Source organism: Lysinibacillus sp. OF-1 (assembly GCF_028356935.1).
Taxonomy (GTDB): Bacteria; Bacillota; Bacilli; order Bacillales_A; family Planococcaceae; genus Lysinibacillus; species Lysinibacillus fusiformis_D.
The window spans coordinates 3,595,711-3,615,259 of sequence record NZ_CP102798.1 but is presented as its reverse complement, the minus strand read 5'-3'; the positions used below and the strand labels follow the sequence as shown (position 1 = coordinate 3,615,259).

Sequence of the window (19,549 nt, the reverse complement as noted above, 5' to 3'; positions counted from 1 at the left end):
CTTGTTAATTATATAGGAAGTTAAGAAATTTTTCTCCCTTTTCCGTAGGGGATCATAAACGCATAACAAGGAACTTAGACAAATGTAAGTTCTGTATTGTATAATTTTGTATTTTGAAGCTAGATGGACTAAGCTAATGATAAAGGAGGGATAGGAATGAATGAAAAATTAAAGTGGGTGCACAATCAGCTGGATAAAGCAAATGACGGAACAGCTTTACTGCCATATTTTACATTGGAACAAGTAAAGAAAGTGGGGCAATTTCTACGTACATATGAGCAATTTGAAAAGACACCTCTCCATCATCTTGATTCACTTGCTTCATGGATGGGTGTAGAAAAAATTTTGGTAAAAGACGAATCCTATCGATTTGGCTTAAACGCATTTAAAGTATTAGGCGGAGTTTATGCAATTGCGCAGTATGTTGCCAATAGACTCCAGAAAAATATAGAGGAACTATCGTTTGAACAATTAAAATCATCAGAAGTAAAAGCGCAGATAGGTAATTTAACCTTTATTTCAACAACAGATGGTAACCATGGTCGTGGTGTGGCATGGGCGGCTCGTGAACTGGGGTATCAAGCGCGAATATATATGCCAGCTGGCAGTGCCGATGAACGTTTACAGCATATTAAAAAAGAAGGAGCCTATGCTGAAATAACGACAATGAATTATGATGAAACCGTGCGTTATACCTCGCAGCTAGCACAAGAAAATGGCTGGGTCCTGATTCAGGATACGATGTGGGATGGCTACGAAGAAATACCATTATGGATTATGCAAGGCTACACAACACTTGTACATGAAATCGTTGAACAGATGCAGCAAGCTCCGACACATGTATTTTTACAAGCTGGTGTTGGGTCATTTGCAGGGGCAGTAGTAGCTTTTTTACAACAATATTATGAGCAGGATATTACATTTGTGTTAGTTGAGCCACATGTTGCTAATTGTTATTATGAGAGCTTTAAGGCAGGTACTGAGCAATATGTAACTGTTGGTGGAGAGATGAAAACCATAATGGCGGGCCTTGCTTGCGGTGAACCTAATCCACAGGCTTGGCGACTCTTAAAAGCCCATATAAAAATAAGCATCTCCTGTGAAGAAGAAATAGCAGCAACAGGAATGCGCGTTCTTGCAAATCCATTGGCTTCAGACTCACGTATTATAGCAGGAGAATCAGGAGCGGCTCCGTTTGGTTGCTTTTATGAATTAATGACTAATGAACACTACAAAGATTTAATACTCGACCTACAGCTAGACGAACATGCGAGGGTGTTGTTTATTAATACAGAGGGTGACACAGATAAAAAGAATTATCATCACATAGTGTGGCATGGGAAATATGCGAATCAATGAACAGTAAGATAGCTGGATCATTTTTAAACTACCAAAACAATGCAGAAGAAACGAACTATTGCGAAATAAGAGTATCTCGCGATAGTTTATTTTTTCCTTGCTTATTTTACGATTGTAAAAGACCTTATTAGTGAATAGTAATATGGGCAATTTTAAAAGCACCATAATCATCTATTGTAACAGTATAGGTCTTATAGCAATCATAGAATTGATAATTTTCTTGTGCATCATAAAAATCACACGTTTCGTTCATATCCACATAGTATTGACCATTTGAAAATTGTACATCTAATACCCCATTGTTTTAAATAGAAGTAATATGTAATTTCATTACTATATTTCTCTAATTTTTGATAAGCTGAACTGCCAAGTGCAAGCATATCAGCAATCCAATAAAAATCACCCTCATTGAGTGCCATCTCATAATACAAACGGAATGCTTACACGAATTGACCAGCTAGTATAGCGTCTGCTTCGTTAGTGGATTCTGTTTCAATAATAGATAGTTGACTGTTTTCATAAACATTCGCAACAGCACGAACTTCATTTGCTGAAAGTGGCTTAGCAATCCATCAAAATTGGTCAAGCATACTGTAAAGAGGGATGGAGAAGGCAAAGTTAGTACTTGTTTTGTATGACTCTCATGGTGACAATTTGGACACTTCATCCTATCACGTTCCTGTGAAATATTTATTATTCATATCGGTGTATAAAAACTCAGATTATAGATTTTTATGGAATTATATATTCTGAAAGGATGATTATAGTTCGATTAATATTTTTTATTTTGTCTTGACCTTAACGTTGCGTCAAAGTTTACAGTAGCATTAGAGGAGGTGAGCACATGGAATATTCCATTCAGGAGCTTGCTCAATTGTCGGGTGTTAGCACGAGAACATTGCGTTATTATGATGAAATTGGGTTGCTGAAGCCAGCCAGAACAAATGAGGCAGGGTATCGATTCTATGGCCAATTGGAGGTCGATATGCTACAGCAGATTTTATTTTATCGTGCATTAGATATGAAACTTGCGACGATTCAAGCGATTATTAAGGCGCCAAATTTTCAACATGCAGAGGCGCTAAAAGCACATAGAGCAGCTTTGCTTCAACGCCAGGAACAGCTTGTAACAATCTTACAGACGGTAGAAAAAACAATACAATCCATTGAGGGGGAACAACCGATGTCCAATGAAGAAAAATTTAAAGGTTTTAAAGAAAGGTTAATCGAAGATAATGAAAAGCAATACGGACAAGAAATTCGTGCGAAATATGGAGAAGGCACAGTGGATGCTTCGAATGCTAAGCTTATGAATATGACAGAGCAACAATATCAGGCGATGCAAGAGCTAGAACAGCAAATGTTTGAGCGGTTAGCAGAGGCTATGGAGCTCGGGAATCCTACAAGTGACATTGCGATGGAAGTGGCAGAATTGCATAAACGCTGGCTAAGCTTTACATGGAATGAATATTCTCAAGAGGCCCATGCAGGACTTGCACAAATGTATATAGCTGACGAACGATTTACGGCTTATTATGATGAGCGAGGTGCAATGGGAACTGCACAATTTTTACACGATGCAATCATAGCTTACACGAGTAAATAAATAGGTCTTCCTTATGCTGACATGTTTTAGAAATCGTAAATTAGGAAAAAATGAAGGCATGAGGAGGAGATTTTTTTGGATCAACAAGTAATGCAACAATTAAAAAGACAACTAGAGCAAGAATTGCAAGAAATTGAACAACGATTAGAGGAATCAGAGCGTCCCCAAGCGACAGAGCTATCTAATTATGATAATCATCCTGCTGATAATGCGAGTGATTTAACGGATCAGCTAACAGAAATGGCTATGGATGAGCATCTTGGCGACAATGCGGAGGAAATTAAAAAAGCTCTTCAAGCAATGGCAGACGGAACATATGGTAAATGTGTGGTCTGTGGTGAAGACATTCCATTAGGACGTTTAGAGGCTATGCCGCAAGCTTTGACATGCGTGGAGCATGCAGAACAGAAAGAAGAAAACTTACGACCGGTGGAAGAAGATGTACTATCTTCAACACCAAGATCTGATGATTTTATTGAACTTGAGGAATTTGGCTCTTCCGATACACCGCAAGATAAAATTTAGTAAGTTTTTCCTCGTGAAAGCAGTATAATAGCTGTAGAGGTGAGGATATGAAGATTATTGATTTACATTGTGATGCGCTTTTAAAATTAACAACTCTTGAAACGGCAAATTTTGCAGAGGATGAGCGTCTTCATACCAATCAAAAAAGACTGCAATTAGGGCAAATAGAGGCTCAAGTATTCGCCATCTTTATTGACCCAGAAATCCCACAAAATCTGCAATTTCTTGAGGTCATGCGCCAAATTGAAGCATTTCATACCCATGTTTTACAAACAGAGGGCATGGTGCATATAACAGATTGGGCGCAGTTAGACCGAATAGCTCCACATGAGATAGGAGCTATTTTAAGCTTAGAGGGCTGCAATGCCATTGGTGATGATTTAGCAAAACTGACAGCCGTACTAGATGCTGGTGTAAAATTAGTAGGCTTAACATGGAATGAAGAAAATGCTGTTGCACATGGAGCTGAACAGGATGCAAGTTTAGGATTGAAGCCGTTTGGCCAAGAAGTTATACAATTACTAAATGAGCGAGATATTATTATTGATGTCTCTCATCTGAATGAACAAAGCTTTTGGGACGTGTTGCCTTTAGCGAAGCATATTCTTGCAAGTCATAGTAATGCACGTACACTATGTGACCACCCACGTAATTTAACGGATGCCCAAGCAAAGGCGCTTGTAGAACATGGGGGACATATCCATGTAGTTTACTTCCCACCCTTCATTGGTAAAGATGCAACACTAGAACATTTAGTGGATCATGTGGAGCATTTAGCAAAATTAGTAGGTGTCGAGCACATAGGATTAGGTTCAGATTTCGATGGGATTGATAGGACTGTCAAAGGCTTAGCGCATGCAGGAGAAGCACAAAATTTAGTAGAGGCACTACGCTCACGTTTTTCAGCCGAAGAAGTGCATGGTATCGCAAGTCAAAATTTCAGACGTTATATAAAAAAAGCAGCAACCCGTTAAGGCTGCCGCATTTTTAATAAAAGAAATAATAAATTAATAAACCGATTCCTAATAGGAAGCCGAAGAATGTATTCGTTTGTGCTGTATATTTCATCGCAGGCATTACTTCTTTGGCTTCTTTTTTGTCTCGGAAAATTTGAATAGCACGTAATGGTTTTGGAATACTTAGGAAAATAATTAATGCCCAAAAAGTAATGCCATCAACTGCTACAAGGGCGATTACCCATAAATACGAGACGATAAAAAAGCCAGATAACACAGAAATCGCATTATCGCGTCCTACTAAAATAGCCAATGTTTTTCGTCCACCTTCTGTATCGCCAACAATATCACGGATATTGTTCGATAACATAATAGCACCGACTAAAATCATGCTTGGCACAGACAGCAATACAGCATCGAGTGTCACTGTAAGCGTTTGAATATAGAAGGCGATTAACACAATGCCCATGCCCATTACTGCCCCAGAAACAATTTCTCCAAATGGGGAATAGGCGATTGGATAAGGTCCACCTGTATATAAGAAACCAATAAGCATACAAACAAGCCCTACAGCTGCTAACCACCAAGATGTTGAGGCACATATGTAAATGCCAAGAAGCATAGCAATGGCATAGAAGCTTAACGCAATCAACATAATTGTTTTCGGCTGTACACCATGACGGACAATCGTTCCGCCAATTCCCACAGAATGCTCGTTATCTAATCCTAATTTGTAATCATAATATTCATTGAACATATTCGTTGCTGCTTGAATAAGCATACTTGCAATGAGCATAGCAAAAAATAGTCCAAAATCAATTGCTTCTTTTTCAATTGCTAGAGCAATTGCTGTCCCAAGAAATACGGGAACAAATGAAGCGGTTAAAGTATGTGGACGTGTTAAATGCCACCAAACTTTCAAACCCCTATCAGCTTCAATGACTTTGGTCATAAGGTCTTTCTCTCCTTCAAATGTTGTCGACTCTTCTTATTTTAAACGAAGAATGAGAAAATGGGTAGGTTCACAGCTTATTACATACTGTTTAATGAAAAAAAATGATACAATAGAACATGCATTTATGAACTGAAAATAAATAAGAATGATTAGCAACAGTACGAATAACAGTGTTGCCAACCAAAAAAATGATGTATTTTAATCATCATTGATTATGAACATTGCAGCAACGGAGGTAATTTTCATGCAACAGAAGTGGTACCAATCCACAGAGGTAGAAGTGGACTCTTTGGGCCAAAGCCTTCATTTTTATATGGAAACAATTGAAGTAAGTCGCTTATCTGCACTGGCGTTCTATGCAGCAGGCGAAGAGTGTTATAAAGGTGAACGATTTTATTGGCAAAATAGAGAAAAAACAATGACATTAGTTGGGCTAGGACATGCTCATACTATTCAAAACAATGCTCAACATGAACGTTTCGATGCTGTGGAAGCAGAATGGAAAAACTTAACGAAAAACTGTCCAAAAGGACAAAGTGAGTTACAGCCTATTTTGTTTGGTGGTTTTACATTTGATCCGCAAAATAATGTTGATGGAGAATGGACGGATTTTCCTGAGGCTTATTTTGCATTAGCAACATTTCAACTTGTGATTCGTGATGATAAAGCATACGTGAGTATTCATCTGTTGACACAAAATCATCAGGCTGAAGATCAGCTAGAAGTATTGAGAAAAGAGCGAGATCATTTAATTCATGCAGCCCAGGTTAAAGAAGTGAAAACGTATACAAAACCTGATATCACAAATTATTTCGAACCCTATAAGGAACCTTATTTAGCCTCGATTGACCAAGTGACAGCATTAATCAAACAGAAAAAAGCGGATAAAGTAGTTATTGCACGCTCACTTGCATTGCAATTTAAAGAGGATGTATCTGCACCACAAGTACTCTCTCAAATTATTCATGAGCAGCCAGAAAGCTATTTATTCGGTTTAGAGCATAAAGATTTATTGTTTTTTGGTGCATCACCTGAACGCCTTGTAAAAGTAGAAGAGGGTCGTGCGTTTTCTTCTTGCATTGCTGGCTCGATTAAACGAGGCAAGACGGCAGAGGAAGATGAGACTTATGGACAAAGTTTATTAAATGATCCGAAAAATAGTGGTGAACATCAGTATGTTGTCGATATGATTGTGGATACTTTCCGTAAAAATTGCGTGGACATGACAGTGCCAGATAGACCACGCCTATTAAAAATTCGTGATATTCAACATCTATATACACCTGTAGAAGGTCAATTAAATCAGAATGCTACAATTTTACAATTGACAAAATCATTACATCCTACACCAGCTTTAGGTGGTGTACCACGCAAAGAAGCATTGGCAGCCATTCGTAAGTATGAGCCGATGAATCGTGGTCTATATGCCGCGCCAATTGGCTGGTTAGACGCTGAAGGGAATGGTGAATTTGCAGTTGCGATACGTTCAGCTGCGTTACTAAGTGATAAAGCTTATTTATATGCAGGTGGAGGGATCGTAGCAGATTCAGAACCACAAGCTGAATATGAAGAAACATTAGTGAAATTCCGTCCAATGCTTCGTGCGCTAGGGGGACGATTACATGAGTGAACGAAAAAGATTAACAGATTATGTTTATAAAATGGTTGCATCGTTAGTACAAGCCGGTGTAGAAAATGTTGTCGTCAGTCCAGGCTCACGTTCCACTCCTCTTGCCTATGCAGTTGCTTCAACGAAAGAAGTAAACATGTATCGTCAAGTAGATGAACGCTCAGCTGCATTTTTTGCGTTAGGCCTGGCTAAGGCTACTGCTAAGCCTGTTGTCCTCTTATGTACATCTGGTACAGCAGCAGCAAACTATTTTCCTGCGATTGTAGAAGCAAGCTATGCACGAGTTCCATTGATTGTCTTAACGGCAGATCGCCCTCATGAATTACGTGAGGTAGGTGCACCACAGGCTATCAATCAGCTTAATTTATATGGTTCACATGTGAAATGGAGTGTAGATTTTCCGTTAGCAGATGGGGCTGATCCGACATTACCTTTGATTGAGCGTCACCTTGCTCGTGCGGTAGCGATTGCCACAAGTGCACCATTTGGACCAGTACATATTAATGTACCTTTCCGCGAACCGTTATTAATTGATTTACAGCATGAACTGCCAACAGTAACATTCAAACATAGCAGCATGGGACAACTAACCCCAACGTTGGCTAATCAGCAGGAGCTTTCCTCTATACTACAATTGACTAAAAGAGGCTTTATTATAATTGGGGAATTAGCGCTTGGCACGGACTTATCCATCGTTTGGGAATTTGTCCGTCAGCTCAAGTGGCCAGTCCTTGTTGAAAGCTTATCGAATATGCGTGCATCTGTACCAGAGGATTGTTTACCATATATCGTAACAACCTATGATGCCATTATGAAAAGCGAGGATTTTAAAGCACTTGTTCAACCAGATACAGTATTACGTATTGGGGCCCAGCCCGTCTCAAAATTTATTATGCAATTCATCACAAAATCACAGCCAAACGCTTATGTGATTATCGATGAAGATCCTATGTTTAGAGATGCTACGGGCGTATCTACGCATTTTATTCATGCTACTATCGGTCAGTGGCTGACACAATTAGCTATCAATGATACAGCCCTTGAAGAAACATACTTAGCCAAATGGCAAAATGCGAATGAGCTGGCATCCATTTCTATTGAGCAGTATTCAGAAGTAGAGAAAGATGAAGGCGCTATAGTTAGCCGTTTACTTAAAATGATTCCTGACGGTAGTGATATCTTCGTTAGTAGCAGTATGCCAGTGCGTGATATCGATACATTTTTATTGGCCACACCGAAAGATTTGCGTATTTTTGCCAATCGAGGCACGAATGGAATCGATGGCGTAGTATCAACCGCGATGGGCTTCAGTCAAGGAAATAAAAGAGCAACCTATTTGCTGATTGGGGATTTAGCCTTTTTACATGATGTAAATGGATTGATTGCCTCCAGATATCAGAAGTGTAACTTAACCATTCTTGTCATGAATAATGATGGTGGCGGTATTTTTTCTTATTTACCACAGTCAACTGTCGAAGATCATTATGAAGATTTATTTGGCACACCGACTGCACTTGAATTCCGTGACATTGCCCATATGTATGAGATGGATTATGTGCGTGTGGAAACAATCTCCGAGCTTTCAGAGAAATTTTCAACAAAGCAACATCATCCTTTACGTTTGGTTGAAATATTTACCGATAGAACCGAAAATGTTAATGCTCATCGAGCGCTATGGAATCGAATTAATGCGGAGCTAAAAGCATGACAAAATGCATGATTCGAGGACTTGAAACGCATATTGAAATATGGAATGACAATAGTGAACATACACTTGTTGCGTTACATGGATTTACAGGCAGCACGGCTACATGGCACGATCTAGCGCAAGCTCTACCTAATGTTCGTGTTATTGCCATTGATTTAATTGGTCATGGTCAAACAGCTATTCCAGAGGATATACAGCGTTTCTCCATGGAGGAACAATTACAAGATTTAGAAGAATTATTTTGCCAGCTTCATCTAGAGAAATTTACGTTGTTAGGTTACTCAATGGGAGGAAGAATTGCCTTATCGTATGCTATTGCACACCCAGGTCATATTCAACAGCTTATCTTAGAAAGTGCTTCTCCAGGTTTACGAACAGCAGAAGAACGAAAGGAACGCTGTGAGCGAGATGAAGTACTGGCACAAAAAATAATGGCAAATGGGTTACAATCATTTGTCCATGCTTGGGAGAACATACCTCTTTTTGCAACACAGCATCGTCTTCCTAGAAGCGTACGAGAAACCATTCGAGCAGAAAGACTTTCTCAGAAAGAAGAGGGACTGGCTGGAAGCCTGAGAGGTATTGGAACAGGTGTTCAGCCTTCAAATTGGGAGAGCCTAGCGCAAGTGGAAATACCTGTACTACTCATTACTGGTTCATTGGATGAGAAATTTTGTAAAATTGCACTAGAAATGAAAGCGCTATTAAATACTGTTAGCCATCTTACAGTAAATGACGCTGGACATGCAATTCATGTGGAAAATCCCGCTGAATTTGCTACAATAGTAGAGGAGTATTTAACGTAATATACTGTTACGTTAGCGCCTCGCTAGTAACGAGACGAATTTATTGATATAGGAGGCAATTCAATGACACGTCAATGGACTACATTACATACTTATGAAGACATTAAGTATGAATTCTATAACGGTATCGCAAAAATTACGATTAACCGTCCAGAAGTGCGCAATGCATTCCGCCCGAAAACGGTAATGGAAATGATTGACGCATTCTCACGTGCACGCGATGACAAAAATATCGGTGTGATTATTTTAACTGGTGAAGGTGAACATGCTTTCTGCTCAGGCGGAGATCAAAAAGTTCGTGGTCATGGTGGCTACGTAGGCGATGATGAAATCCCACGTCTAAACGTTCTTGACTTACAACGTTTAATTCGTGTAATTCCAAAACCTGTAGTGGCAATGGTTGCAGGCTATGCAATTGGTGGAGGACATGTTTTACATGTTGTCTGTGACTTAACAATTGCTGCTGACAATGCCCGTTTTGGACAAACTGGACCAAAAGTAGGTTCATTTGATGCTGGTTACGGCTCAGGCTATCTTGCTCGTATTATTGGACATAAAAAGGCACGTGAAATTTGGTACCTTTGCCGTCAATACGATGCACAACAAGCACTTGATATGGGCTTAGTCAATACAGTTGTTCCTTATGAGCAATTAGAAGATGAAACCGTTCAATGGTGTGAAGAAATGCTACAAATGTCACCAACTGCACTACGCTTCTTAAAAGCAGCGATGAATGCAGATACTGACGGCTTAGCAGGTCTTCAACAAATGGCTGGTGACGCTACACTTCTTTACTACACTACAGATGAAGCAAAAGAAGGTCGCGACGCATTCAAAGAAAAACGTCAACCAGACTTTGGTCAATTCCCAAGATTCCCTTGATGATGAAAGGGTGTAAAGCTCGTATCTTTTTGGAGATACGAGCTTTTTGTATGCATGCAGGAGGAGTTTGGTGGATAGAACGCTCGAAGTTGCGGATAGAACTCAAAATGTGAGGGATAGAGTAGTGCTTTGAAAAAGAGAGGTGGATAGAACGCTCGAAGTTGCGGATAGAACTCAAAATGTGAGGGATAGAGTAGTGCTTTGAAAAAGAGAGGTGGATAGAACGCTCGAAGTTGCGGATAGAACTCAAAATGTGAGGGATAGAGTAGTGCTTTGAAAAAGAGAGGTGGATAGAACGCTCGAAGTTGCGGATAGAACTCAAAATGTGAGGGATAGAGTAGTACTTATAATAAAAGAGATGGATAGAACGCTCAAATTGGAGGATAAAATGCAAAAAGAGGTTGATAAAATGCCAAAAGTGTTGGATAAAGCTCAAAATGTGAGGGATAGAGTAGTACTTTGAAAAAGAGATGGATAGAACGCTCAAATTGGAGGATAAAATACAAAAAGAGGTTGATAAAACATCAAAAGTGTTGGATAGAACTCAAGGTGTGGGGGATAGAGCAGTACTTTGAAAAAGAGAGAAGGATAGAGCGCTCAAATTGGAGGATAAAATGCAAAAAGAGGTTGATAAAACATCAAAAGTGGTGGATAGAATTCAAGATGTGAGGGATAGAGTAGTACTTTGAAAAAGAGATGGATAGAACGCTCAAAATGGCGGATAAAACTTAAAATGTGAAGGATAGAGCGATTAGCGGAACAGATAGACATACAAAAGGGCGAGAAAGATCATCGACTAATAGACAAAGTTGATGGGAAAGCGTTAAGATGTAGGGTGATTGGAGTGACAAAGATGTATCCAAATTGGATTTTACAACGAGCCTATTTAACACCATTACGGAAGGCATTGGCTTATAAAAAACAAAGCTGGACTTTTCAGGAACTACAGGATTTATCTATAAAACGTGCCCGACAATTAGTGGCACTCGGTATTCAACGGGGAGACCGAATTGCGATTATGGGACCAAGTAAGCCTGAACTAGTTATTGTGATGTATGCTTGTATGCATTTACAATGTGAGATGGTGATGCTTAATCGTAGACTATCACAGGATGAACTGGCTTATCAGCTAGAGGATTCAGGAGCGGTGTGCGTGTTAATTGCAGATGAGGATATAGCAAAGTTGCCACCTGAAACAGGTCATCATTTATTTTCAACGATTGAAGAGGGGGTTGAGCGTACCGTAGATATTGAAAAGGAGTGGCCTTTACATCAAACTACAACGATCATGTATACATCGGGTACTACTGGCTTTCCAAAGGGAGTTCGCCAAACGGTTGGGAATCATCAGGCGAGTGCGACTGCCTCTGTTTTAAACATTGGACTACAGGCTCAGGATGTTTGGTTATGTGCTGTACCATTATTCCATATTAGTGGATTTTCAATATTAGTACGTTCACTGCTGTATGGCAATCAGGTTGTTTTATACGATCAATTTGATGTAGAGGCTATCTCACAACATATTATAGTTGGGGAAGTAACTCATATGTCTGTTGTAGCAGTGACATTGGAACGGATTCTACATACGTTAGAGCAGCATAATACGAAAGCTTCGCCACACTTTAAGTTGATGTTAGCTGGAGGTGGGCCAGTGCCCGTTGATTATTTAGTGAGAGCACATGCGTTAAACTTAGCTGTCGCGCAAACCTATGGCATGACAGAAACTTCCTCACAAACAGCTACATTGGCAAGTGAAGATGCCATGCGAAAAATTGGTTCTGCTGGCAAGCCTTTATTTTTTAATCAAATAAAGATTGCGCAGCCCAATGCGAAAGGTGAGGGAGAAATTTGTATTCGAGGGCCTCATGTTACTCCTGGCTATATTGGACGTTTTGCACAAAAAGATGCAACGATGGATGGCTGGTTGCATACGGGTGATATTGGTTATATGGATAAGGAAGGTTATTTATTCGTCATTGATCGTAGAGCAGATTTAATTATTTCAGGGGGAGAAAATATTTATCCTGCAGAAATAGAAAATGTGTTACTCACACATCCTGCTGTCAAAGAAGCCGGGGTATGTGGTGTGGCAGATGAGCAATGGGGACAGGTTCCGATTGCCTTTATCGTGTTACATGAGCAGGCATCTGTTGAGCAGCTCCAAGCCTTTTGTTTACAGAAACTTGCTAAATATAAAGTACCTAAAGAAATTATTATTACAGACAGTCTTCCGCGAAATGGTGCGGATAAATTGCTGAGACGAAAATTATTACAATAAAAAATTTGTGAAAGAAGTCTTCTTAAAATGAAGGCTTCTTTTTTATTCGCACTTTTAGCATGAAATTAATCATTCATTAACATAATAAAAAATGAGAGGCATAAACTAGTTAGTAAAGGAGAATGACTCATATGAGGAAATATATATATAATGTTGTCATTATAGTATTTGTTCTACAAATGAGTCATGTGCAAGTATTTGCAAACGATGAAAAAGATAATGTAGCAACTGCTCATTCAATTGAAACACTACAATCTCTCATTAATAAAGAAGTTACGCAGCTATCTTCGGAATTTTCCATTCGCTATACTGGTGACATAACTGAAATAAAAGATGGACTAACAGACATTACAAAAACTGCGATTCAAAACTCTTATATTTATACTAATATTTCTAGCTTTAAATGGAAGTACGATGGTTATAACAATAATATTGTCATTGCATTTGCCTTTACCTATCATATTTCCCCAACAGAGGAAGCATTTGTAGGGCAAACTTTGGCGAATATTATTGCACCCATGCATGGATTAAGTGACATAGAAAAACTGCAGGCTGCACATGATTTTATTGTTTTAACTGCGGAATACTCCAAAGAAACAGAAGGAAGTCAATATTCCCCTTACACGTTACTAACAGAAAATAAGGGAGTTTGTCAGGCATATGCTTTAGTGCTTTATCGAATGTTAGAAATGTTGGGCTTTGAGGTACAATATGTGCCAGGAAAAGTGGGTGAACAGCTCCATGCCTGGGTATTAGTAAAGTTGGATCGTGATTGGTATCATATTGATGTCACTTGGGATGATCCATTGCCGGATCGTAAGGGAGAAGTACGCTATCAATATTTTTTAGTGTCGGATCGTCAATTAGCACAGGATCATACTTGGGACTACGCAAGTTTTCCTGCTGCAACAAGCGAGAAGTATACGGAGATGCTAGAAGAAACGAAAATACAGAGTGTAACAATGCCTTTACAAGCTAGCTTTACTGAAAATAAAGGAATCTCTATTATTGGAGAAAATAAGCTTTCAGTACAACAATTAGTGGAACAGCCGACAAAGCTTATTGCACAAAAAACAAATGATCCAAACACTTTAGTTCAGTTTGACTTTACTGAATGGACACCAATGTTAGTGGGAAGTATGTCCGTTTTTATTGCGATTCAGCCAAAAGTGATGCAGGATAAGGAACTAAAAACAACAAAATGCCGACCATCTTTTTATCGAACGGGGAAACGCATGCCACAAGAAAAATACGTCATAATAAAGGAGGTGTCCCATTCGTCGGGGCACCTCCTTACTCATAATATGTTGGTTTACACTGGCTTAATCTCTACTTATTGGCTCTTACTTGATTAATGTGCGTTTAACGCTTTTTCTAGTGTTTGAATATTTTTTTGCATCAAGGTGAAGTAGGTTTCTTTATTTTTTTCATCGTCAGCTGTTAATACACTTAAATTATGCAGGACAAGAGATTCTGCGCCAACTTCTTTTTGAATAACCTCTGCTAATTTAGAAGAAACATTTTGTTCAAATAAAATATAGTGAATATGCAATTCATTTGCTTTATCAACGATTTTTGTTAATTCTTTTTGAGATGGCTCATTTTGTGAATTTAAGCCGGCAATTGGCACTTGTGTAAAACCATATTGACCTGCAATATAGCCAAAGGCAGCATGTGATACAAAGAATGTTTTATTTGGTGCTTTGTCAGCCATTGCTTTGAAGTCATTATCCAAATCCTGCAGTTCTTTTACTAGTGCTTCATAATTCTCATTAAAAGTCGATTCTTGAGCAGGCATTTTTTCAACTAGTGTATTTTTAATAGCAAGTGCTAAATCCTGACTAATTGTAGGAGATAACCAAACATGTGGGTCGATATCGCCATGTTCATGCTCATCATGTCCGTGCTCATCAGCTTCATGATCGTGCTCTCCCTCTGTGGCAGCGTGATCGTGCTCATGATCGTGCTCTTCCTCTGTGGCAGCGTGATTATGCTCGTCATGCTCATCTTCTGCATGAACATGGCCTGTGCTGATAGCTAATTTTTCATCTGAAACTGTGTCAGCAGTTGCCACCATCGTGACATCTTCGTTTGCTAAAGTCTTTTTAGCGTTTTCGACAAAGCCTTCCAGTCCTAAGCCAATATAGAAGAAGATATTTGCATCTGCTAATTTCATCATATCTTTTTGAGTGGGTTCAAATGTATGCTCGTTCGCACCAGCTGGGTAAATAGAAGATACTTCAACAAAATCGCCACCAATGCGCTGTGCAAAATAGCTTAACGGATAAACCGTTGTATAGATGCTTAACGTATCCTTGTCATCAGACTTTTGGGAAGTGGAAGATTTGTCTCCACAAGCAGCAGTGAATAAGGCAAGGACTGCGACTAACAATAATAAATACAATTTTTTCATATAATCAGATACCTCTCTTAAATAGTAATCATTACGATTTATTTTTTAGAACAGTTATTATAATAACGCACAACTTAAAAAAGTACAAGAAAAAAATGCCCTCCGAAAGTTTAATTCTTTTTCGAAGGCCATTTTTCAGGCACAGGATCAAAGCCACCAGGATGAAACGGATGGCACTTCGATATACGTGTAATGGTTAAGATGGAGCCTTTCAATGCTCCATGCTTTTGAAAAGCTTCCAGCCCGTAAGAAGAACAAGTAGGATGGAAACGGCAAGTTGGTGGCGTCATAGGTGAAATGAATTTTCTATAAAACTGAATGAGCCAAATAAAGGGGTATTTCATCGTTGTTCTTCCTCTTGCTGAGACGTCATTTTTTCAGGTTTTGGATCAATAGTTTGTGTAAAGATATGATTTTTTTTCTTCAAAATAATAATGACAGAAAGACCAAACATTAACATCATCATGGCAATCATAATGATAATTGGTAAAGGTACACCCATTGCTTTCACTCCAAATTCAATAAATTATGATTAGTTATCCTCTTGATGATAGTTTTGCTGTGGTTTTTCATCAATAGTATGTTTAAAGGCATAGGCACGGTTGACACTGATAATCGTCGCAATAGTGATAAAGATAACAATGATAACTGCGACTATTAAGAGCGTAGTTAAACTCATAGTATTCACTCCGTTCTTTGTTCATCATACCTATTATAAATTATGTGGTTCTATTAATTGTGAAGGAAGTTTGACATTAAAGCGAATAAAACAACTCCGTTCTCTCCATACTATGGAAAAAGGAGTGAATCATAAAGATGGATCGTCAGCGCGTATATTTTTCACTTGCCAATAGAACCTATTATACAAATCCTTATGCTGGGCCGTGGAATTTTGAACTGAATGTAGATCGACAGGCATTAGATGTATTTGAGAGAATCTTTCAGCAAATGCAGCTGCTAGAAATTTCAAATGCATGGCGTGCACAATTACCGTATATACAGTATCACTTAGACAGGGAAAATGATGAAATCGATAAGCGATTAATGAAAATTTATGCACTCGTTCATGAATATGGGGATGATGACACAAAGGCATTTGTTGAGCAGCTTCCTTATTTCAATAAACGTGTCTAGCGGAACGGGAAAAGGGCACTGCATCGGCAGTGCCCTTTTCATAGTGTTGAAAAACAAAACCATCCATAGAATTTATGTTAAAGGTGAAAATGGATTTCCATGGGCTTTCCTGTTGGCGAGCCGCTTCGTGTAGGGACGCTCGCCCACAGGAGTCTACTAGCCTTCCAATCCATAAAAATATTTCTTTTTAGCAAGGTTTTCAAATAAAGTGAGGGTATTCACTACTCTTTATGGAGGGGTGCTGTCACTCATCACTTCTCCACATGGTTGATGAGACCCTGTGAGTGAAGCGGCTCATCGGGCATTCCCTGGAAGGGACGCTGGCGGAACGGAAATCAACCCTCGCCTTTCAAAATGGTTGTTTCTGCTGTTGACATCACCTTTTTTACCATTAACAAATGGCCTTTAAAACCGTAAATACTGCTTCTCTAGGAACAATGACGGGAATAGTGAGTTGATCTTTAATCATGTTTTTCATTGTTGTGGAATAACCCATACAATCAAGAATGAGCAAATCAGCTCCTTGATATTCTAATAGCTGTGCTTTTGCTAATAAATGTTGTGCATTGAACTGATAGGGTGAGCTAGCTGAAAAGGTGACAACGAACTGTGCACTTTGCCATTTCTCCGCAACAGTTTGTTGTTGCTCAGGCTCAGGGCCTATTAAACCAAGTGCTAATTCTGTTTGTAACCCTTTCACTAAATTTGTCATCATGCGATCAGGTAGTAACAGGTTTTTACATGACAGCTTATTCGTAAAATCTCCTGTACACATAAGCAAAACCCAAGTGAATTCATGTAAATCATCAATGCATGTCTGAATATAGGGCATCAGCTTTTGTTTACTTAGCTTGACTTGTTGTCCATTTGTCAAAAGTGTTACTAAAACATCTGTGTCTTCACTAGAGGGTGAAAGGGAAGTGATTTCGGCTGGAGAGAGTGAATCCAGTACGCCAAACTCATGAACATGTAAACCAGATGCTCTTAATTGCTGAATATCCTCCGCCATATCTTTGCGAGGCGCTTGACCAATTGTGACTACGGCAATTTTTGAATGTTTCAATAAGCTCACTCCGCTTCGTAATATTTTTGTCCATTGACATACGTTTGTAAGACCTTTGCTTCTGTTTCAAAAATAGGGTGTGACCAAACAACAAAATCAGCATCCTTGCCTTCCTCAAGGCTGCCAATGCGGTGATCTAGCTGTACGAGCTTAGCGGCATTTATTGTAATACTTTTTAAGGCGGTGTCCTCATCTAAACCATAGCGAATAGCTTCAGTAGCACAATATTTTAAGTACTGAATTGGTACGAATGGATGGTCTGTCATGATGGCAAATGGGATATTATGCTCTTTAAAAATAGCTGCAATCGCCGGTGTAGAATTACGTGTTTCATATTTAGATGGCGTTAACATATAGGGCCCAAGTGTTGCATGAAAGCCACTGTTTTTAACCGCATCGACCATTAAATAGCCTTCTGTGCAATGCTCTAAATGGAGCTTCACATTAAATTCTTTAGCAATTCTTATAGCTGTCATAATGTCATCTGCTCTGTGACAATGAAGGCGAAGGGGCATGTCACCTCGTAGCACTTCAATGAATGGACGCAACTCTGAATTTTGTTTAATTTGCTCAGCCCGTTGTTGTTCATTCAGTTGACTTGCACGTTGGAAACCATCACGTAAAAGCTGGGCAATGGCCATGCGAGTCATTGGCTTTCGTTTGTATTGATTGCCAAAAACATTCTTTGGATTTTCTCCTAACGCGCCCTTTAAGCCGCTTCGTTCTACTAAAACACGAGAGGTAAGAGTGGGCCCTGCTGTTTTAAGAATACTCCAAATGCCCCCAATGACATTGGCACTACCTGGACCAGTTTGTACAGTCGTCACACCACCTTCTAACGCATGTTGGAAGGAAAAGTGTCGGATATCTACACTATCTAGAGCATGCATAAGAGGTGTAAAGGGCTCGCTATATTCATTAGCATCATTAATGTCTTCAGTAACCTCTGCCCATGTCCCAACATGGGCGTGAATATCAATTAAGCCTGGTGTGACATAAGCTCCCTGAAGATCGACTAACTCTGCTTGAGGAGGATAATCTTTGGCTGGACCGACATAGACTATACGTCCATCTTCGATCCATAACTGTTCAAAAATATCATTTTGTTCATTGACTGTGAGAAACTTTGCATGATGATAAATAATCATTCTGAGAACCCTTCTTCCCTTGCATAAACTTTTGTTCCTTTAATAAAAGTAGCTACAACCTGTGCATCTAAATTTAATGGATGCTTATCCCATATGACAAAATCAGCTAGAAGGCCATCACGAATAGTGCCAGTTTTATGAGCGATTCCAAGGAAATTAGCAGCTCCTGTTGTTAGTGCATACAGAACATCCTGACGTGTCAGCCCTTCTCTTACAGCTAAGCAACCTTCTAATGTTAGGTGAGAGGTGCTACTAACAGGATGATCCGTACAAAAAACAAACGGAGTATGTTGTTGGGACAACTGGCGGTATAGTTTTGGTGATAATGCCATCATCTCGTTATGCTCGATATATCGAAACGTTGGGCCAGCAATGACCGTATTGAAGGATGTCCCTTGAAGCAGTGAAGCTTCAGTGCCGTGAATAATATGAAAATCAAAAGTAGACTTAAACTCTTGTTGAAGACGGTCAATGAATTCAAGATCCACAGCTTTATGTGCCCGTATGACAATTTTCTTAATTAAAGGTTCTTGCTGCTGAATCTGTTGCAATGTTTCTCTTAAAATTTTGGCAATCCCCATACGGGTTAGTGGCTTTCTCCTTTCAGCGAAAAAAGTGCTTTTTGCTTGGTGTCCAATGGAGAAGGAATAAGCAATATCTTTGGCAATGACCATTTCATCAACCGTTGTATGTGTATGATGAATAATAGCTGTTTTTGCACCGACCAAGCTTTTAGGGGAGGGAACGATATGAGAGGCTGTCACCCCATGGGAGATAGCTTTTTGAAAGGCAGCATCGAATGGATAAATGCCATCAACTACAGAATAGTCCAGATGTGAGTCAAATTCATAGCTATCATCTCCCTCCCAACGAATCCCTATTTCAGCTAAGCCAATTTGTGAACAACTATCGATAAGGCCAGGTGTAATATAATAGCCATCTAAATCGATGTCTATTTCAGACGTTGTAGAAGATGGAGCAAAGTATTGCCCCTGTACTTGAAATGACTGTTTGTTAAAGCTACGTGTCTCAGAGTTAAAAACAAGTCCATTTATATATCGAGTCATGGAATTAGATCTCTCCTTA

Annotated in this window: 20 protein-coding genes; 11 read left to right on the top strand and 9 right to left on the bottom strand. The window is 39.3% G+C overall.

Annotated features, from left to right (window positions below):
- Nucleotides 1-156: 156 nt before the first annotated feature.
- Nucleotides 157-1,359, top strand: a complete 1,203-nt coding sequence (locus tag NV349_RS17580) for a diaminopropionate ammonia-lyase (RefSeq protein WP_089934531.1) — start codon at nucleotides 157-159, stop codon at nucleotides 1,357-1,359.
- Between the two features lie 127 nt (nucleotides 1,360-1,486).
- Here the strand turns inward: NV349_RS17580 and NV349_RS23270 are convergent, their stop codons facing one another.
- Nucleotides 1,487-1,612 (bottom strand): hypothetical protein, encoded by a 126-nt coding sequence (locus NV349_RS23270; protein WP_340809375.1) that lies wholly within the window; start codon nucleotides 1,610-1,612, stop codon nucleotides 1,487-1,489.
- 591 nt (nucleotides 1,613-2,203) lie between these two features.
- Between NV349_RS23270 and NV349_RS17575 the strand changes: the two genes are divergently transcribed.
- The 3 genes from NV349_RS17575 to NV349_RS17565 all read left to right on the top strand — a co-directional run bounded on the left by NV349_RS17575 (nucleotide 2,204) and on the right by NV349_RS17565 (nucleotide 4,464).
- Nucleotides 2,204-2,965: a MerR family transcriptional regulator gene (locus NV349_RS17575; protein ID WP_271910760.1), complete on the top strand. Its 762-nt coding sequence runs from the start codon at nucleotides 2,204-2,206 to the stop codon at nucleotides 2,963-2,965.
- A 75-nt stretch (nucleotides 2,966-3,040) separates the two neighbouring features.
- Nucleotides 3,041-3,490 (top strand): TraR/DksA C4-type zinc finger protein, encoded by a 450-nt coding sequence (locus tag NV349_RS17570; RefSeq protein WP_141905367.1) that lies wholly within the window; start codon nucleotides 3,041-3,043, stop codon nucleotides 3,488-3,490.
- Nucleotides 3,491-3,537: 47 nt separating this feature from the next.
- Nucleotides 3,538-4,464, top strand: a complete 927-nt coding sequence (locus tag NV349_RS17565) for a dipeptidase (RefSeq protein ID WP_089934526.1) — start codon at nucleotides 3,538-3,540, stop codon at nucleotides 4,462-4,464.
- Between the two features lie 13 nt (nucleotides 4,465-4,477).
- On the opposite strand, the gene NV349_RS17560 is transcribed toward NV349_RS17565, so the two are convergent.
- Nucleotides 4,478-5,398, bottom strand: coding sequence for a 1,4-dihydroxy-2-naphthoate polyprenyltransferase (locus NV349_RS17560; RefSeq protein WP_058845030.1), 921 nt, complete (start codon nucleotides 5,396-5,398; stop codon nucleotides 4,478-4,480).
- Between the two features lie 247 nt (nucleotides 5,399-5,645).
- Here NV349_RS17560 and NV349_RS17555 point away from each other — a divergent pair, with 247 nt between their 5' ends.
- From NV349_RS17555 to NV349_RS17530, 6 genes are all read left to right on the top strand, one after another.
- Complete coding sequence (locus NV349_RS17555) at nucleotides 5,646-7,031, top strand: isochorismate synthase (protein ID WP_271910758.1); 1,386 nt, start codon at nucleotides 5,646-5,648, stop codon at nucleotides 7,029-7,031.
- A complete protein-coding gene (menD, locus tag NV349_RS17550) occupies nucleotides 7,024-8,739 on the top strand; it encodes a 2-succinyl-5-enolpyruvyl-6-hydroxy-3-cyclohexene-1-carboxylic-acid synthase (RefSeq protein ID WP_271910756.1) in 1,716 nt (571 codons plus the stop codon). The genes NV349_RS17555 and menD overlap by 8 nt, the downstream gene beginning before the upstream one ends.
- Nucleotides 8,736-9,545, top strand: a complete 810-nt coding sequence (gene menH / locus NV349_RS17545; RefSeq protein ID WP_089934524.1) for a 2-succinyl-6-hydroxy-2,4-cyclohexadiene-1-carboxylate synthase — start codon at nucleotides 8,736-8,738, stop codon at nucleotides 9,543-9,545. Before menD ends, menH begins: the two co-directional genes overlap by 4 nt.
- A gap of 63 nt (nucleotides 9,546-9,608) precedes the next feature.
- Nucleotides 9,609-10,427 (top strand): 1,4-dihydroxy-2-naphthoyl-CoA synthase, encoded by an 819-nt coding sequence (gene menB, locus NV349_RS17540; protein ID WP_036123154.1) that lies wholly within the window; start codon nucleotides 9,609-9,611, stop codon nucleotides 10,425-10,427.
- Nucleotides 10,428-11,280: 853 nt separating this feature from the next.
- Nucleotides 11,281-12,705, top strand: coding sequence for an o-succinylbenzoate--CoA ligase (locus NV349_RS17535; RefSeq protein WP_271910753.1), 1,425 nt, complete (start codon nucleotides 11,281-11,283; stop codon nucleotides 12,703-12,705).
- Nucleotides 12,706-12,836: 131 nt separating this feature from the next.
- On the top strand, nucleotides 12,837-14,060 hold the full coding sequence (locus NV349_RS17530; protein ID WP_271910752.1) for a transglutaminase domain-containing protein: 1,224 nt from the start codon (nucleotides 12,837-12,839) through the stop codon (nucleotides 14,058-14,060).
- Here the strand turns inward: NV349_RS17530 and NV349_RS17525 are convergent.
- From NV349_RS17525 to ytzI, 4 genes are all read right to left on the bottom strand, one after another.
- Nucleotides 14,057-15,118, bottom strand: coding sequence for a metal ABC transporter solute-binding protein, Zn/Mn family (locus NV349_RS17525; protein WP_089934515.1), 1,062 nt, complete (start codon nucleotides 15,116-15,118; stop codon nucleotides 14,057-14,059). The two genes, NV349_RS17530 and NV349_RS17525, sit on opposite strands and share 4 nt — an antisense overlap.
- A 110-nt stretch (nucleotides 15,119-15,228) precedes the next feature.
- Nucleotides 15,229-15,462, bottom strand: a complete 234-nt coding sequence (gene yidD, locus NV349_RS17520; protein WP_036123166.1) for a membrane protein insertion efficiency factor YidD — start codon at nucleotides 15,460-15,462, stop codon at nucleotides 15,229-15,231.
- Nucleotides 15,459-15,620: a hypothetical protein gene (locus tag NV349_RS17515; protein ID WP_170829901.1), complete on the bottom strand. Its 162-nt coding sequence runs from the start codon at nucleotides 15,618-15,620 to the stop codon at nucleotides 15,459-15,461. Before NV349_RS17515 ends, yidD begins: the two co-directional genes overlap by 4 nt.
- Nucleotides 15,621-15,650: 30 nt before the next feature.
- Complete coding sequence (gene ytzI, locus NV349_RS17510; RefSeq protein WP_271910751.1) at nucleotides 15,651-15,797, bottom strand: YtzI protein; 147 nt, start codon at nucleotides 15,795-15,797, stop codon at nucleotides 15,651-15,653.
- A 137-nt stretch (nucleotides 15,798-15,934) separates the two neighbouring features.
- Between ytzI and NV349_RS17505 the strand changes: the two genes are divergently transcribed.
- Entirely contained in the window at nucleotides 15,935-16,252 is a 318-nt protein-coding gene (locus NV349_RS17505; protein WP_016992524.1) for a hypothetical protein, read from the top strand.
- A 391-nt stretch (nucleotides 16,253-16,643) separates the two neighbouring features.
- Here NV349_RS17505 and NV349_RS17500 read toward each other — a convergent pair whose 3' ends face one another.
- The 3 genes from NV349_RS17500 to NV349_RS17490 are packed head-to-tail and all read right to left on the bottom strand — an operon-like array spanning nucleotide 16,644 to nucleotide 19,530.
- On the bottom strand, nucleotides 16,644-17,324 hold the full coding sequence (locus NV349_RS17500) for an AroM family protein (protein ID WP_271910749.1): 681 nt from the start codon (nucleotides 17,322-17,324) through the stop codon (nucleotides 16,644-16,646).
- Complete coding sequence (locus NV349_RS17495; protein WP_271910748.1) at nucleotides 17,321-18,463, bottom strand: amidohydrolase; 1,143 nt, start codon at nucleotides 18,461-18,463, stop codon at nucleotides 17,321-17,323. Before NV349_RS17495 ends, NV349_RS17500 begins: the two co-directional genes overlap by 4 nt.
- Nucleotides 18,460-19,530: an amidohydrolase family protein gene (locus NV349_RS17490; protein WP_058845039.1), complete on the bottom strand. Its 1,071-nt coding sequence runs from the start codon at nucleotides 19,528-19,530 to the stop codon at nucleotides 18,460-18,462. The genes NV349_RS17495 and NV349_RS17490 overlap by 4 nt, the downstream gene beginning before the upstream one ends.
- Between the last annotated feature and the right edge of the window lie 19 nt (nucleotides 19,531-19,549).